Origin of the sequence: Streptomyces sp. NBC_01439, assembly GCF_036227605.1 — a bacterium.
Taxonomy (GTDB): domain Bacteria; phylum Actinomycetota; class Actinomycetes; order Streptomycetales; family Streptomycetaceae; genus Streptomyces.
Genome location: NZ_CP109487.1, coordinates 8,833,653 through 8,848,089 on the forward strand (window position 1 = coordinate 8,833,653; position 14,437 = coordinate 8,848,089).

Annotated in this window: 14 protein-coding genes; 7 read left to right on the plus strand and 7 right to left on the minus strand. The window is 71.7% G+C overall.

From position 1 onward, the window contains the following. The first annotated feature begins 114 nt into the window (after positions 1–114). The gene (locus tag OG207_RS40310; protein ID WP_329108230.1) at positions 115–894 is read left to right on the plus strand and encodes an IclR family transcriptional regulator; all 780 of its coding nucleotides are present in this window, start codon (positions 115–117) and stop codon (positions 892–894) included. Between the two features lie 118 nt (positions 895–1,012). Next, positions 1,013–1,747: a hypothetical protein gene (locus OG207_RS40315; RefSeq protein ID WP_329106139.1), complete on the plus strand. Its 735-nt coding sequence runs from the start codon at positions 1,013–1,015 to the stop codon at positions 1,745–1,747. A gap of 18 nt (positions 1,748–1,765) precedes the next feature. On the opposite strand, the gene OG207_RS40320 is transcribed toward OG207_RS40315, so the two are convergent. Continuing rightward, on the minus strand, positions 1,766–2,416 hold the full coding sequence (locus OG207_RS40320; protein WP_329106142.1) for an HAD family hydrolase: 651 nt from the start codon (positions 2,414–2,416) through the stop codon (positions 1,766–1,768). Between the two features lie 63 nt (positions 2,417–2,479). Then, on the minus strand, positions 2,480–4,381 hold the full coding sequence (locus tag OG207_RS40325; RefSeq protein WP_329106144.1) for an alkyl/aryl-sulfatase: 1,902 nt from the start codon (positions 4,379–4,381) through the stop codon (positions 2,480–2,482). A gap of 289 nt (positions 4,382–4,670) precedes the next feature. On the opposite strand from OG207_RS40325, the gene OG207_RS40330 reads away from it, so the two are divergent. Continuing rightward, positions 4,671–5,510: a dienelactone hydrolase family protein gene (locus OG207_RS40330; RefSeq protein ID WP_329106146.1), complete on the plus strand. Its 840-nt coding sequence runs from the start codon at positions 4,671–4,673 to the stop codon at positions 5,508–5,510. 126 nt (positions 5,511–5,636) lie between these two features. Here the strand turns inward: OG207_RS40330 and OG207_RS40335 are convergent, their stop codons facing one another. Next, positions 5,637–6,878, minus strand: coding sequence for an erythromycin esterase family protein (locus OG207_RS40335; RefSeq protein WP_329106148.1), 1,242 nt, complete (start codon positions 6,876–6,878; stop codon positions 5,637–5,639). Between the two features lie 257 nt (positions 6,879–7,135). Here OG207_RS40335 and OG207_RS40340 point away from each other — a divergent pair, with 257 nt between their 5' ends. Both OG207_RS40340 and OG207_RS40345 read left to right on the plus strand, forming a co-directional pair. After that, positions 7,136–7,870 carry a dienelactone hydrolase family protein gene (locus tag OG207_RS40340; RefSeq protein WP_329106150.1) on the plus strand — a complete coding sequence of 245 codons (735 nt, stop codon included), beginning with the start codon at positions 7,136–7,138 and terminating at the stop codon, positions 7,868–7,870. Between the two features lie 554 nt (positions 7,871–8,424). After that, positions 8,425–9,225 carry a class I SAM-dependent methyltransferase gene (locus tag OG207_RS40345; RefSeq protein ID WP_329106152.1) on the plus strand — a complete coding sequence of 267 codons (801 nt, stop codon included), beginning with the start codon at positions 8,425–8,427 and terminating at the stop codon, positions 9,223–9,225. A 10-nt stretch (positions 9,226–9,235) separates the two neighbouring features. On the opposite strand, the gene OG207_RS40350 is transcribed toward OG207_RS40345, so the two are convergent. The 4 genes from OG207_RS40350 to OG207_RS40365 form a co-directional block, all read right to left on the minus strand. Next, positions 9,236–10,129 (minus strand): hypothetical protein, encoded by an 894-nt coding sequence (locus OG207_RS40350; RefSeq protein WP_329106155.1) that lies wholly within the window; start codon positions 10,127–10,129, stop codon positions 9,236–9,238. Beyond that, complete coding sequence (locus OG207_RS40355) at positions 10,126–10,464, minus strand: PadR family transcriptional regulator (protein ID WP_189746563.1); 339 nt, start codon at positions 10,462–10,464, stop codon at positions 10,126–10,128. Before OG207_RS40355 ends, OG207_RS40350 begins: the two co-directional genes overlap by 4 nt. Positions 10,465–10,564: 100 nt before the next feature. Then, positions 10,565–11,359, minus strand: coding sequence for an NADPH-dependent F420 reductase (locus OG207_RS40360; RefSeq protein ID WP_329106157.1), 795 nt, complete (start codon positions 11,357–11,359; stop codon positions 10,565–10,567). 223 nt (positions 11,360–11,582) lie between these two features. Next, on the minus strand, positions 11,583–12,293 hold the full coding sequence (locus OG207_RS40365) for a hypothetical protein (RefSeq protein WP_329106159.1): 711 nt from the start codon (positions 12,291–12,293) through the stop codon (positions 11,583–11,585). Positions 12,294–12,713: 420 nt separating this feature from the next. Here OG207_RS40365 and OG207_RS40370 point away from each other — a divergent pair, with 420 nt between their 5' ends. Beyond that, on the plus strand, positions 12,714–13,598 hold the full coding sequence (locus tag OG207_RS40370; RefSeq protein ID WP_329106161.1) for a CAP domain-containing protein: 885 nt from the start codon (positions 12,714–12,716) through the stop codon (positions 13,596–13,598). Between the two features lie 237 nt (positions 13,599–13,835). After that, positions 13,836–14,399: a hypothetical protein gene (locus OG207_RS40375; protein ID WP_329106163.1), complete on the plus strand. Its 564-nt coding sequence runs from the start codon at positions 13,836–13,838 to the stop codon at positions 14,397–14,399. The last annotated feature ends 38 nt before the right edge of the window (positions 14,400–14,437 follow it).

The window sequence follows — 14,437 nt, forward strand, 5'->3', positions numbered from 1 at the left end:
AGCCCCCTGCACCTGACGGACCAGGCGAACTCCTGGGCCCTCCAAGCACTGAAACGACCCCAGCCGAGCCACGCCCCCCGGCAGCCCCCCGAAGGGAACCCCGCCCCCGCCGCACTGGAATCCGCCCACCGGGCACTGCGCGTCCTGGAAGTCATCAACCGCTACTCGGGCGGCGTGAACCTGACCCAGATCGCCCGTGAAACGGCACTGCCGCAACTGGTCCTCGCCCGGGCCACGGAGCAGTTGATCCGCGCGAACCTCATCACCCCGACCGGACCGGACGCGTACGTCGCCGGCAGCGCCCTCCTCCTGGCCGAATCGGCGAACGGAGACGGACGCGGGCACCTGCACGAGACCCTCGCCTGGGTGCGGGACGCCGTCGGCGCCGCCGTCTACGTCGCCCGCTACACCGACGGAGAGGTCTCCATCACCCAGTACGCCGACGGACCGGCCGCACCCGTGGTCGAGGAGTGGGTCGACTTCCGCGTCGCCGCCCACGCCTCAGCCGTGGGCAAGGCGCTGCTGACCCAACTCGACCACGGCGACCGGCAGGACCACTTGGCCCGCCACCGGCTCACCCGGTTCACGCCCCACACCCTCACCAGCCAACGGGACCTCTTCCACCAGCTCGACGACCGCCCACCGAACACACCCCTCCTCGACCTACAGGAGTACGCGATCGGCACGGTGTGCGCGGCGGTGCCGATCACCGCGGGCCCGAAGGCGGAATGCGTGGCCCTGTCCATCCCGGTCCCCGACCCCGGCCGGTTGAAGCAGGCCGCCCGGCTCCTGCAGAGCGAGGCGGCCGCGGTCTTACTCGCCCTGATCGTCGCCGGCAGCACCCCGCCCACGGCACGCCGGCCGGAGGGCACCATCCTGTCGCCGACCGCCTGAGGCCGGTCACAGCGGCGGACGGGCCCGACGCACCCCGGGTGCGGCGGGCCCGTCCGCCGTCCTCGGGCGCGCCGCCGTGTGAGATGCGGGCCCGCACCCCGCGTGGGATAACGGCACCATGAACGAGCTCCCGACGGCCACGGCCGCGGAAATCAAGATCAGCTTCGCCGGGGCCGAGGCGAAGGCGGCCTTCGACGCCCTGGAGCTCGACCGGGACGAGGGGAGCCGCCGCCTGATCCATTTCTGGGACAGCCCGCAGTGGGCGGCGGACGGCACGGTGACCTTGCCCCTGCTGGTTCGGGGCATCATCCTGCGTCGGCGCCGGGACGACGAAGGGCCCGAGTCCGAGCGCGAAACCGACCTGACCGTCAAACTGCGTCCCTGCCCCCCGCTGCCGGAGCGCTGGCGGGAGGACCGGGAGGACGAGGGCTGGAAGTTCAAGATCGAGGACGACCGGACGGGCCCGGAGTTCACGCCGACGGTGTCGGCTTCACTGGAGGCCGAGGGCGGCCCGCCCGAGCTGCTGCTCATCGAACAACAGCGGGAACTCCTGGGCGCGGCCGGGCTGGCCGGGGCCGATCTCGCCGACCTGACGGCGTTGGGACCCGTACGCGCCGTGAAGTGGAAGGACGACTGGGACGAGCTGCCCGGCAAGGTGGCGATCGAGGAATGGCGCACCGACAACGGCCTGCGCTTCCTGGAAGTATCGGTGCGGTCGGACATCGCCGATGCCATCGAGGTCCAGGCGCAGCTCGAACGGGCCCTGCGGGACCGAGACATCACCCCGCCGCCGTTCGGCGAGCGCAAGACCGAGGCCGTCATGACCGCCCTCGCCCGCGACGCGCACCTCTGATCACCGGGCCGCCGCGGGTCACCCCGAGGCGATGAGGCCGGGCAGTTCCCGCATGTCGTGGAAGACGACGGTGCCGGCGCCCTCGAGCCGTTCGGCCGGGGTCAGCCCCCCTGCGTAGCCGAAGGCCCGCATGCCGGCGGCGCGGGCCGCCTCGACACCGGGGCGGCTGTCCTCGACCACCGCGCACGCCGCCGGGTCGACGCCCATCCGCCCTGCCGCGTACAGGAACAGGTCGGGGGCGGGCTTGCCGCGGCGGACCTCGGTGGCGCTGTAGATGCGGCCCTCGAAGTGCTCGTAGAGGCCGGTGCGACCGAGGGTGTGGCGCATCTTCTCGTGCGAGCCGCTGGAGGCGACGCAGGTCGGCAGGGTGATCGTACCGAGTGCCTGCGGCAGTCCCTCGACGGCGGACAACCCGGCGTCCACCGCCTCGCGGTGGCGCTGTTCGAACAGCTCCCGCCAAAGGCCGGCCGTCTCGTCGCCGAGCCGGCCGGCGATGTCCTCGTAGATGGAGGCGTTGGAGCGCCCCATGAAGCGGTCCATGACCTCCTCCTCGGTCAGCGGCCAGCCCAGCTCCGCTCCCAACGAGACCTGGAGGGGCAGCGCGATGCGTTCGGTGTCGACGAGCACCCCGTCGCAGTCGAATATCACGAGTTCAATCGGCTTGATCATTCCCGCAGCATAGGGGCCGACCCGGGGCGCGACGCAGGTCGGCCCCGGCCCCGGCGCGTGCCGTCAGGGGGTGACGATGGCGAAGTCCGGGTCGGGGGAGTCGAGGTAGGAGAAGAGTTCGGCGACGACCGAGGGGTCACCGTCGAGGGCCACCCCCTCGCGCCCCAGGAGGTCGTCCGGCGGCACGGCGCCGAGCAGGAGCCCGCGCAGGAGCGGTTCGCCGAGGACGAGGACGGCGTGCGGGCGGCCGGCCGCGGGGTTGTCCCCGCGGACACCGGTCAGTACGCCGTTGCCCAGGCGCAGCGTCAGCGGCTCAGAGCCGGGCAGGACGAACCGTACGGCGACGTCCGCGTGCCAGGCCCGGGGTCCGTCGACCCGTACGGCGAGGGAATCCACCAGTTGGTCCAGGCTCAGGGCGGCGAGCACGTCCGGGGACGCGGCGGTGGCCGGTGTCCCGATCGGCTCGCCGCGCAGTTCCTGGGCGCCGGTGAGGTAGAAGTTGCGCCAAGTGCCGTTCTCGGCGCCGTAGCCGAGCTGCTCCAGGGCATCGGCCTGGAGCTCCCTGGCCGCTGCGTTCGACGGATCGGCGAAGACGACGTGGTCGACGACCTGGGCCACCCAGCGGAAGTCGCCCTCCTCGAAGGAGGCCCGGGCGCGGCGCAGGACCTCCGCCGCGCCGCCCATGAACTCGACGTAGCGGCGGGCGGATTCCTCGGGCGGGTGCTGCCACAGGAGCGCCGGATTCCCTTCGAACCAGCCCATGTACCGCTGGTAGACGGCCTTGACGTTGTGGCTGACCGACCCGTAGTAGCCGTGGGTGTGCCAGGCGGCCTCCAGCGCCGGCGGCATGCGCAGCGTTTCGGCGATCTCGGTGCCCGTGTACCCCTGGTTGAGCAGGCGGACCGTCTGGTCGTGGAGGTACGCGTACAGGTCCCGCTGTTGCGCCAGGTACGACATGGCCCGTTCGCGGCCCCACGTGGGCCAGTGATGGGAAGCGAAGACGACGTCGCACCGGTCGCCGAACAGCGCGATGGACTCGGTGAGGTAGGCGGCCCAGGCGTGCGGGTCGCGCACGAGGGCGCCGCGCAGGGTCAGCAGGTTGTGGAGGGTGTGGGTGGCGTTCTCGGCCATGCACAGCGCCCCGTGGTCGGGCAGCAGCAGGTTGAACTCGGCCGGGGCCTCGGTGCCCGGGGTCAGCTGGAAGACCATGCGCACGCCGTCGACGGTCTCCTCCTGACCGGTACGGGTGATGTCGACGGTCGGCGGGATCAGCGTCACCCGGCCGGTGGAGGTGGTCTGGCCGAGGCCCGCACCGACCTGGCCGCGCGGGCCCTTGGGTAGACCGGCCCCGTACATGTATCCCGCGCGGCGGGCCATTGCGGTGCCGGCGTAGACGTTCTCGCTGGCCGCGTGTTCGATGCAGCCCTCGGGTGCCAGGACCGGGACCCGGCCCGCGTCGACCTCGGCCTGGGTGGTGACGCCCTTGACGCCGCCGAAGTGGTCGGCGTGGCTGTGGGTGTAGAGGACGCCCGTGACCGGGCGGTCGCCGCGGTGGGCCCGGTACAGGGCGAGGGCCGCGGCCGCCGTCTCCTCGCAGATCAGCGGGTCGATCACGACGACGCCGCGTTCGCCCTCGATGAGGGTCATGTTCGACAGGTCCAGGCCGCGCACCTGGTACACGCCCTCCACGACCTGGAAGAGGCCCTGGAGGGCGACGAGGCGGCTCTGGCGCCACAGGCTGGGATGAACGGTGTCCGGACAGTCCTCGTTGAGGAAGGCGTAGGCGTCACCGTCCCAGACGACGCTCCCGTCCTCGGCCCTGATCACGCAGGGCTCCAGGGCGGCGACGAAGCCGCGGGTGGCGTCGTCGAAGTCGGCGCGGTCGGCGAAGGCGGCGTTGCCGCGCGCTGCGCGGTGAGCGGCGCCGATCGATTCGCAAGCGCCGTGTCCGGGGCCGTTCTCCATCGGGTGAGCCTCCTCGGGCGGTTCCTGGCCGGCCCCGACCGGACCGGGCGAGGGGCCCACGGCGGGCGCCGCCGCTCCACCCCAGCCTCGCCCCGCCGCACCCCGCACGCCCGGCGCGTTCCGCCGTCCGGGTGGTGGGGGAGGGGCCGGGCGGGTCCGGGCCACCATGGCGTTCGCCCCCCGCCCTGGACGGGCGTACCGAAACGTGTCCCGATCGCTTGACCACAGGGCTCTACTTCTCGGTAACTTGATGTCGTCCAGGAGCGGGTCGTCAAAAGGAGCGGGGCGCGTGGCAGACCACGACCTGAGCGGGTTCGAGAAGAGCACGTTCACCCATGACGGCGCCACCCGCCGGATCCTGCGCCGGGGCACGGGCCCCGCAGTGATCGTCATGGCGGAGATCCCGGGCATCACCCCCAAGGTCATCGAGTTCGCCGAGCACGTCGCGGCGTCCGGCTGCACGGCCGTACTCCCGGTGCTCTTCGGGGAACCCGGCCGTGACGCGGATCCCGGTGCGGTCGGCCGGTCGAGTGCCGGCCGCTACATGGCCTCCTCGCTGTGGCGGGTGTGCGTGAGCCGGGAGTTCACGCTGCTGGCCACGGGACGCAGTTCACGCGTCGTAGGGTGGCTGCGCGCCCTGGCGGCCGCCGAACACGAGCGCTGCGGCGGTCCCGGGGTCGGCGCCGTCGGGATGTGCCTGACCGGCGGATTCGCCCTGGCGATGGCCACGGACGAGCGCCTCGTCGCCCCGGTGCTCTCCCAACCGTCGCTCCCGCTGGCCTGCACCGCGAGCCGCGCGGGCGCCATCGACATCAGCCCCGAGGACCTCGCGGTCGTCCGCGGACGCTGCGAGCGCGAGGGGCTCCAGGTGCTCGGGCTGCGCTTCCGGGGCGACCGGCTCGTCCCCGGCGACCGGTTCGCCCACCTCAGGCGGGAACTCGGCGACGCCTTCGTCGCCGTCGAACTGGACGCGAGCGCGGCGAACCCGCAGAGCGCCCTCGCACCCCACTCCGTCCTGACCGAACACCTCATCGACGAACCGGGACAACCCACCCGGCAGGCGCTCGACACCGTCCTCGACCTGTTCCGCACCCGACTGCTCGGGGAACGGCCCGCTCCCGCCGCGTGACCGCTTCGTATTCGTACGACGGGGACCCGGCCCTTCACACCTCTTCCGTACGGGTTCCGAGAACGAATCCGGGTGCGGCGGGGGTTCGGCGGATCGGTGATTGCTCTCGCTCGCGCAAAGGACCGTTCATGAGAGGGGGAGAGGCCGGGAGGCGGACGAGATCGCGACGTATGCCAGTCCGTCGTACTCCTCCGCCAAGGAGGAAGGGCTCAGATTGAAGCGGTAGGTCCCGCGCGGCACCATGGCGCCGAAGCTTCGCATGCCGTGTTGGCCTCTGAGCCACGTCTGTACGGCCCTCGGTGCGTCGACTGCGCTCCGCAGGTCCACGAGGTGGTTGCCGGGGTTGGCAGCAGCCAGCCGGGCCTCAATGGTGCCGGGGCGGGCAGGGCCGATCCGGTTGGTGACGACAGCGCTGGCTCGGGGACGCGACCACGGACCGGGCCACATCCGCCGGGCGCGAAAAGTGCCCCTGCCGAACAACAGGCCGAGTGCGTAGTAGGCGTCGCCGTACCGTGAGCGAAGGTGTTGGCCTAGCGTCGGCACCGCGCCGCCGTGACGGCTCTTGGTGATGTGCCCGTTGTGTGCCCAGAGGGCGACCTTGGCAGAGGGATCTTCGAGGATCGTCCCCACGGCGTCCGCCATGTAGCGGTCGCGCGCGGCAAAGACGGTCTGCTCCGGATCCGTGTGTTGCCTGGCGCGCGTCACCAGGTCGGCGGCCCGCACCAGGACCTGGACGTGTCGAAGCGCGTCGGCTGCCTCCGGGCCGTGTCCGCGGAGGTACGCCAGAACCTCCTCGGCATCGAGCACCAGGCGCCGCTGAGGATCGGGTCGTGACCCTGGAGGGGCCGTGGCAAGCACGCGGAGCGGCGAGAGAAGTTCGGTTGCGCGGTCCGGCGCCGTCCTGCGGAGGAAGGAGTCGATCACCGCCAGAGAGCCGCGGCACTGCTGTGGATCGATGCCGATGAAACGAACCTTCTGGTCCTCTCGTCGCCCTCGGTTGTATTCACGCATCCACTCGATCACGGCGAGCACCTCCTGAGTCCGCCATGTCCAGAACCCAAGTCCGTCAAGCACCTGCTCGGCATCACCGATGCCGTGGCGGACGTAGGCGTCGACAGCCGGGCCGGCCGACGAACTGGCCTCCATGGCCAGGGCTGAAAATCCCAGCTCTGTGACCAGAAGCTCCAGCAGGCGATGTTTGAGCTGGAAGAACTCGCGCGTCCCGTGGGTGGCCTCCCCCAGGCCCACGATCCGCACGCCGTCGAGGGCGCCCTTCAGCGGTTGGAGATCAGCAGTTGACACGCCTGCAGTGAGGAAGTTCAACGGCAGAGCGGTCCGGGCTAACCAGCATGTCACCTCGTCGCACACGGCTTTCCCCTCTGTTGCCCTCACGTTCGCTGAAGCCAACCACGTCGACGTCCGCTCAGGAAGCTCGGCTACACTGTGCGGCTATGAATACCGGGACGGCCTTGCGCCACACACGGATTGGTGACCCGGGGCTCTTCTGAGCGCCGTACGGGCCGGTTCGGGCCCGCTGTTCCATCGAGGCTCTTGCGCTGCCGCGCGGGCTCCGCCTCCGTCGTGGTTGATCACAGGTTCTGCACATCAACCACGACAGGAGATTCATGCCCATCAAGAAGCTGCGGATTCCCACCACGGACGGGCAGGCCGACGCCTTTGCCGCCTTCCCCGACGACGGTGAGCGCCACCCAGGGCTGCTGATGTACACGGACGGCTTCGGCATCCGGCCCGTGCTGCGGGAGATGGCCCGCGAACTGGCCGGGCACGGCTACTACGTGCTGGTCCCCAACCTCTTCTACCGGCACGGCCCGGCACCGCTGGTCGAGCTTCCCGAGCACATCGGAGAAGAGGTCCGGCCCACGGTCCTCGCCCAGCTGATGCCCCTGATCGAAGCGCACACCGCCGAACGCGTCCTGAGCGACGCCGACGCCTACCTCAGGTTCCTCACCACCCAGCCCGAGGTCGGCGTCGGACCGGTCGCGGTGACCGGCTATTGCATAGGCGGCCTCTACGCGATGCGCACCGCCGCGGCCCACCCCGATCACGTGGCGGCCGTCGCCGCGTTCCACGGCCCCGTGGGCGTCGACGGGGCCAACCTCATTTCCAAGCTCACCGCCCAGGTCCACCTCGGCCACGCCGAAGGCGACGTGACCCCCGAGGCCCTCGGCGAGCTCAACCAGGCCCTGGATGCGGCAGGTGTCAGCTACACCTCCGAGATCTACCCCGGGACCGTCCACGGCTTCACCATGTCCGACACCGACGCTTTCAGCGCCTCCGGGCTGAAGCGTCACTGGGAGCGTCTGCTCCCCCTCCTGGGCCGCACCTTGGCCAACAGCTGAGGCTCCAGCCCGGAAACCAGGCCTGAAACGGCCGCGACCGGCAGACGGCTTGGCGCCCCGCAACGGTGTCTCCACGGCCGTGGAGACATCGGCGCGGCCCGCCTCTGTCGCGAACGAGACTTCCTTAAGAGCCGGGTCGCTCGAGAACCCCGAGTCTCCGCGGTCGCAAACGACCCGGCATCCCCGCCTGTCAGCGGCCGATCGTGCGGCAGCAGCAGTGCGACAGGACACCAGCGGCGATCCCGAGCCGACCTTCCGATGCACGTCTGCCATCTCTTCGTGCTGCCAGAAGCATGACTGGCGAGGCGTCAGACCCCCGGGCGCGTTGCGTGGACCGGTGGGGCATCGAATGGCAACCTGGTCGATATAAAGGTAAATGTCCAGTTTAGTTAACCGTTCAGGCGTGCGCCCTGTCGCGCCTTCCGCTTCTCTGGATAGTCAAGTGATTTGTATATGCCGGTCACCGACGTATGGTGGGTTCTGATGATCCTCCCCGGCGGCAGCCGCTCCTGCCCACCGTCGGGGATTCACGTTGCGATGGAGACGGAGTGCTCATGGCCACCAGGAAGAACCTCGCCGCGAACCGGGAATCCCTCGTCCACAAGGTCCGCTACGCCGCGAGCCGTCCACACCGCATCGCCCCGTACTTGAAGCGGGCCGCCCGTGACCGGTGGCTGGCCTTCAAGCACCCCGACCACGTCAGCTACTACCGGGCCGTGATGGCCTCGGACACCCGGCGCAACCCCGAGGCCGCGGTCGGCAGTCAGACCCACGAACGCTGGCTCGCGCTCGGGCAGATGCAGTTCGACTACCTCCTCGGGCACGGCTTGAAGCCCGGAGCGCGCATGCTGGACATCGGCTGCGGCAACCTCCGCGCCGGCTGGCGGTTCATCGACTACCTCGACGCCGGCCACTACTACGGCATCGACATCTCGCCCGACATCCTCATCGCCGCGAAGCGGACCCTGACCGAGCGGGGGCTCCAGGCCAAGGTCCCGCACCTGACCCTCACCAAGAACCTGACGCTGGACTTCCTGCCCGACGGCTACTTCGACGTCGTCCACGCCCACAGCGTCTTCTCGCACTCACCGCTCGACGTCATCGACGAGTGCTTCGCCCACGTGGGCCGGGTCCTGGCACCCGGGGGGCACTTCGACTTCACCTTCGACCGCACGACCGGCACCGAACACCAGGTGCTGCGCGAGGACTTCTACTACCGCACCGAGACCCTCATCGACCTCGCCGCCGGGCACGGGCTGTCCGCGCGCTTCATGGAGGACTGGGAAGAACTCGGCCACGGCCAGTCCAAGATCCGCGTCAGCGTCGCCGGATCGGGCGTCGACGCCGAAGTCTGACCCCGTCGGCTCAGGCCCGGCCGGCCCTGTCCGGGCGCCTACGGCGCCACAGGCGCACGGCCAGGCCCGTGGCCGCGAGCAGGACCAGGCACGGCACCGCGGTGTCCTCGCCCACCACGCCCGCGAAGTAGCCGAGGACGGGGAACGGGGCGGCGGCCAGGGCGAACTGACCGGCCGTACGGATCCCCGACAGGGCGGGGCGACCCGCCAGGGCGAGGGCGGCGGTCACGGTCACGGCGAAGCGCCACATCGGCATCATGCCGATCCCGCCCGCGTCCAGCAGGGCGAGCAGCACCACGCACAGCGGGGCCCAGAGCAGCAGCGCCACCAGCCCCGTCGTGGTCCTGATCCGGCGGGGCGGGTGCAGGTCCGGCGGGCAGAGCAGCGGGAGCGCGGCGATCACCAGGGGCGGGGCCAGGAAGGCCAGATGCGCCAACGGCGTGTCCAGAACGCCCGGCAGGACGGCGATGGCGAAGCACACCGTGCTTCCCGCGACTCCGGCGAACACGGTCCGCGCGCCGGAGGCGAAGCGCCCGCCCAACGCCAGCACGGCGCCGATGAGGGTCAGTACGGAGAAGCCGCTCATCACGTATCCGAGCGGGGCCTCGAAGTCCGGGAGACCGGTGACGTACGCGAGGTTGAGCGTCGAGGCGAGCAGGAACGCGGCGTGCGCGCCCGTCGCGGCCAGCGCGAAGGGCGCCGCCGCCGCGAACAGGCGCCCGCCGCGCTGCGCCGAACCCACCCCCAGGCGGAGCCGCAGCGCGTGCGCCACGATGTCCCCGGCTTCCCGCAGCCGGGTGAGCGGCCCCGCGTCCTCGGTCGCCTGCCGGTAGGCCTCGGCTATCTCGTCACCGAAGGCGCGGCGGAAACCCGCGGGATACAGGCGCAGCAGACGGAGGTTCACGCCGTGGCCGTCTCGCCGGAGACGCCCAGGCGGCGCGCCGCCTCGCGCGCGGTGGCGGCGATCCGCTGCGCCTCGGCGGCCAGGCTCTGCCGGCCCTCTGCGGTGAGGGTGTAGGTGCGGCGCAGCCGGCTGTCGACGATCTGCTCCTCGTGGACCTCGATCAGCCCCTGACCCAGCAGCCGCTCCAGGGCCCCGTACAGGGTGCCGGTCCGCATCTTGACGCGGCCGCCCGAAATCAGCTCCACCTCGCGCGCGATCGCGTACCCGTGGCGGGGCTCGTCCGCCAGCGCGGTCAGGAGGAGGAGGGTCGGTTCCTGCATCGCACGATCACTCATGTCCGCATGGTAGGTCATCCACCGGCATATGACGCCTGATGGGGCGCGCCCCGCCGTGGCTCGGCGGAGAGCGCCCGCAGGGCGGGGGCCGTGGTGACGGTCAGCCGCGGAAGGCCTCCGGGCGGGTGGGCGAGGCCTCGGCGAGGGCCTTGGTGACCGCGTCGACGCCTTCGCGCAGTCCGTACACGGGCGTGTCGGGCTGCTGGCGCCAGGAGTCGTCGAGGCCGCCCGCGTCGACGCTGTCGAAGCCGAGTTCCTCGATCAAGGCGCGTACGGTCCTCTTCGCCGCGGCGTCGTCGCCCGCGACGGGCAGCGCCATCCGGTCCGCGGCTCCCGCCGGGCGGTGCCGGTCGAGGATGTCCTGGGCGTAGGTGCCGTTGAAGGCCTTGATGACGGGGTGTCCGAGCTGCCGTTCGGTCCAGCGGCTCTCGGTGAGACCCTCGTCCTCGACGCCGGGGATCCGGCCGTCGCGCTGCCGCGGGTAGTAGTTGCCGGTGTCGATGACCGCGAAGCCCTCGGCGGCCTCGTCGAAGAGGCCCGCCGGCAGGTCCGGCACCTTCTTGAAGGGGATCGTGACCACGACGATCTCGGCACCGCGCGCCGCCTGCGCCACGGTGACGGGGGTGGCACCGGTCTCCTCGGCCAGTACGGTCAGGGTTTCGGGGCCGCGTGAGTTCGCCACGGAGACCTCGTGGCCAAGGGCCGTGAGCCGACGGGTGAGGTTGCCGCCGATGTTGCCCGCGCCGATGATGCCGATCTTCATGAGCTCTCCAGTGCGTCCGGGATCAGTGTCGCGTCCACACCAACCCCCGCCCCGACTGCGGCATTCCGCCCCGCGGCGAGCATCGCCCGGTCGAGGGACGCGATCGCGCCGCCGTACGAGGTCGATCGGCACGCGGGAGGGCCGCTGATCGGCCCGAGGCCGCCCGAGGCCGCCCGAGGCCGCCCGAGGTCGCCCGAGGCGCGACCTTTCGGCCGTTCCCCGGATTCCGCGAACGGACCGGCGGTAGGGGAGCCGGCGCGGGCCGCCGCCCCGACCCCGTCTGCCTACGTGGTGTACGACGGGGACGGGGCCACCGTGGACCGCCCGAGCGCGGGCCGCAGCCGGTTCCTGCGGCTCAGGAGATCGCGTACCACTGGCTGGCCCAGCCGGTGTTGATGGTGCTCGTGGACTGCTCGGCGAGGTTCACGGTGGGCGGGAGCGAGGTCTGACCGGTCAGCAGGGTGCTGTACCGGAGGTTCGGCGGCGTCAGACCCGCGTTGACCGAGATGCCGGCGCCCGTGGACTTCAGGGTGAGGCCGTTCGTCGCCCACGTGCCGTTGAGCAGCAGCGCGATGAAATAGGTACCGGGGGCGGCGGTGAACGGCTTGTCGAGGGCGAACGGCTTGGCGATCGCATCGGTCATCAGCTGGGGGGAGATGTCCGGGGTGGCCGCGACGAGGGCGCCCTTGGCGTCGTACACGCCGAGGTAGCAGTTGGCGAGCTGGGCGTTCGGGTCGATGCCGGCCAGGCCCAACCAGACGTTCGACCAGGTGATCTGCTCGCGCAGGACGATCCGTACCAGGGTGACCCGCCCCCCGACCCCGGCCGGCGACTGGGCGGTGACGTGCCCCGCGTCATTGGGGTCCCCGGTCCACGCCAGCAGGTTCTGGTCCTGCGGCCGCGGTCCCTCGAAGCCGGACCCGCCGCCGCTCTGCGCGGGCACGGTGGCCACGGGGCTCGACGCCGCGGGCCGGCCGTCGCCCGGCGCCGTACAGCCGGCGAGGACGAGCAGCGCTGCGAGCGCGGTCACGAGACCGGTCGTGGCGGTGGTGGTGCGGGTGCGCATGGTCCCCCCATGAGGTGCGGATCTATCGACGGACATGATCACACGCCACCGGCGCGCGCCCGCCCGCGGCGGAGCCCCGAGGGTGCGGCCGGGCCGGGGGGTCGGCGAGGAGCCGCATGACCTGCGCCGGTCCCGCGGCGTCGTGGGCGGTGGGCGCCGCCCACGACGGGTCGTACGGTCTGTGACGTGCGCCGAACTCTACGCACGGGCGCGCGGCGCGGGTTCGCCGGGGGATCGCCAATGGTTCGCCGGGTCCGTATCGACCGAACAGCGGGGGAGTGCCCGGGTTCGTCCCCTGAGCCGACCCTGCGGGCTTCCTTAAGAGAACTTGAAGAACCCCTCCAGTGTGCGGATTTGGCTGATCACGACCCTAGGCTCGGTCGTACCCCACCCCCTTTCCCTCTGTGAGGTGCTACAGGCATGAGCAGCCGAACTCCCGCAACGCCGTCCCGCGTCGAGGCGCGGCGGAAGAAGGCGGTGCGCACGCGCATCGTCCTGTCCCTCACCGCGGCCGCCGCGGTGGTGGCGGTCGGCGTCGCCGTTGCCGATTCCGGCGGCGGTACGCAGGTGGACCAGCGGGCCGACGGCGCCACCGGATCGAAGACCGGGACGCCGACCCCCGCGGACACCGCGGGGACGGCGAGCCCGACCGCTCCGCTCCCCGAGGTCACCGCCGACGCCGCGGCCGCCACGGGCTCGCTGCAGCCCGAGACGCCGGCCGCCGAAGGGACGGAGTCCGCAGCTCCGGCGAAGCCCGCGGCGAAGGAGGACGGCCCGGCCAAGTCCGCCCCGGCCAGCAAGCCCCCGCGCACGTCAGGCGGGAGCAGCGGCGGATCCGGTACGTCCGGTGGGTCGGGCGGTTCCGGGGGCTCGTCCGGCGGATCTTCCGGCGGTTCGTCCGGCGGATCCGGCAGCTCCTCCAGCGACGCCGAATCCGCGGTCCTCGCCCTGGTCAACAAGGAGCGGGCCACGGCCGGCTGCGGCCCCCTGACCATGAACGGCAAGCTGAGCGCCGCGGCGCGCGCGTACAGCGACACCATGGCCCGCAGCGGCGTCATGTCCCACACCGGACCCGACGGGTCCACCATGACCAGCCGAGTGGAGGCCGCCGGTTACGCGTGGTCCCGCCTCGGCGAGAACATAGCCCGCGGCCAGTCGGACGCCGACGCGGTCATGAAGGCCTGGATGAACAGCTCCGGCCACCGGGCCAACATCCTCAACTGCGCCTTCAAGGAGATCGGCATAGGCGTCCACAAGGGCGACGGCGGCCCGTGGTGGACGCAGGACTTCGGGACGTCGAAGTAGGATCCTCCCCCCGGTTCCTCCCTCCTTGTTCCTCCCCCCCGGCCCCTGGCGCTGGTCACCCCCCACCGGCTGCCGGGCCGCACACGTCCTCCGACCCGTACGCGGGTCGGAGGACGTCCGTGTTCGTGCCGGAGGACGTCCGCGTTCGTGCCCCTGGTGCCACGGGCGTCGGCGCTCCGACGTGCTGAGCGGGGGAGTCGGTGACGCGCGGCCCGGTCCGTCGGCCACTATGGGGCCGTGCCTCGATTTCCGCGCTACCTGTTCATATGGCTGTCGTGCACGGCCACCAGCGTGACGGCCGTGCTCGGCACCGTCCAGTTCGTGGTCGGCTCCACCCGCCATACGCCGCCGGTGGCCCGCTCCGCCCCCATGGTCTTCGACTCCCCGCCGGCGTGGCTGGCGCAGGAACCGTCGTCGGGCCCGCCGTCCCCGACCGCCTCCGCCTCCCCGAGCCCCTCGCCCACCGTGACGGAGGCTCCGACCCCCTCGGCCCCGCCCTCCCCGTCCGCGAAGCCCTCGGCTGCCGCCCGGACCCCCGCGCCCAAGCCCCGCGTCGACTGCGAGACCGGCGGACCCGGCCTGCACACCGTCCCCTCGCAGGGCGGCAAGGTCACGGTGCGGTACGGGAGCCGCGGCGTGTGTCTGATCTCCGCGGTCCCGAGCCGCGGCTTCAAGGCCACCACGTCACAGACCGAAGACGACACCCTGACGGTCACGTTCAGCGGTTCGGACCACCGGTCGGTCATCACCGCGACGATCGACCCGATGGCCAAGGCCAGCGTCCGCGAGACGTCGTTCTGAGGGCAGGTCGGCCAGTCGGCCAGTCGGCCAGTCGGCCA